Source organism: Moorena sp. SIO3B2 (genome assembly GCF_010692525.1).
Lineage (GTDB): Bacteria > Cyanobacteriota > Cyanobacteriia > Cyanobacteriales > Coleofasciculaceae > Moorena > Moorena producens.
Window position 1 is genome coordinate 1 of record NZ_JAAHHE010000919.1, and the last position, 1,247, is coordinate 1,247.

Consider the following 1,247-nt stretch of genomic DNA (forward strand, 5'->3'; position numbering starts at 1 on the left):
CTGTTATGACTCTCCAACTACGTGTCTATGTTCCACCCCATCCCCTAGTTAAGCACTGGCTAGGGGTTGCCCGTGATGCCTCGACACCACCTCCATTGTTCAAAAGCGCTATGACCGAGTTGGGACGCTGGTTGACCTATGAAGCAATGCGGGATTGGTTGCCGAATGAAGAACTAACAGTGCAAACTCCCCTAGCTCCGTGCAAGGTAACTATGGTGAATCCAGAAGTACCCATAGTAGTTGTGCCAATTTTGCGGGCTGGACTAGCGCTCTTAGATGGAGCCCAAACTTTGCTGCCCTTGGCATCGGTTTATCACCTTGGTCTGGTCAGAAATGAGGAAACCTTACAAGCCAATTTTTACCTGAACACCTTACCCAATCAGTTTGACCCAAATACACGAGTCCTAGTTCTCGACCCGATGCTGGCTACTGGTGGCACAATGATGTTGGCAATGTCAGAACTTAAAAAACGAGGCGCAACACCAGATTTAACACGGATTATTAGCGTGGTAGCAGCACCACCAGCCTTACAAAAGTTGGGGGCAGATTATCCTAGTTTGACCATCTACACTGGCATGATTGATGAGGAAGTCAATGGTAAGGGATATATAGTACCAGGCTTGGGTGATGCAGGCGATCGCGCTTTTGGAACTTGACCGAAACCGCGACAAGCCCCTATTACCCTGACAGACTTAGACAGCAAATCCAATTGATAGTAGAGGTGTTGCCTGGAACACCTCTACCTAGACTTCCTGATCATGGTTCCAAGGTTCACATTCCCGGTTCGCTCACCAGACCGGGCTTTCAAAGCTTTGTCTAAAACGCTTCCGATACGATATTATGAATTAAGGGCTGGTAGCAAACCCCTTGTCTAATCAGCAAGATCCTCTCAAACTTGATGGGTTAATCTGGATAAAAGCTGCATTTTTCAAATCAAGGGCAACAGAGCAACATGAGTCAGCAAGATGGTTTTGCAAGTGGATTCCTGACTGGAGCAGTAGTCGGGGGATTGATAGGTGGATTAATCGGCGCTTTGGTTACTGCTGGTAAAAGTAATCAAAAGGATGAGGAAGATCGGTCTATGTTAAATTCTGAGCGCTCAGACCCTAAGGCAATTAGGGCTAGAAAGCGCGAACTAAAGGCAGAAGCAAGCATTGAAGCGGCACGTCAGAGTTTGGAAGACAAAATTGCCCAGCTCAATTCAGCCATTGACGATGTACGTCAACAAGTCAGCACAGTGAAAGGTA

The 1,247-nt window shown here is 47.2% G+C and carries 2 protein-coding genes; both read left to right on the forward strand.

Annotated features, from left to right (window positions below):
• Positions 1 to 5 precede the first annotated feature (5 nt).
• On the forward strand, positions 6 to 656 hold the full coding sequence (gene upp / locus F6K38_RS42365; protein WP_008179696.1) for a uracil phosphoribosyltransferase: 651 nt from the start codon (positions 6 to 8) through the stop codon (positions 654 to 656).
• A gap of 296 nt (positions 657 to 952) precedes the next feature.
• On the forward strand, positions 953 to 1,247 hold a 295-nt coding region (locus F6K38_RS42370; RefSeq protein WP_287360867.1), incomplete at its 3' end, for a ssl2009 family thylakoid membrane protein.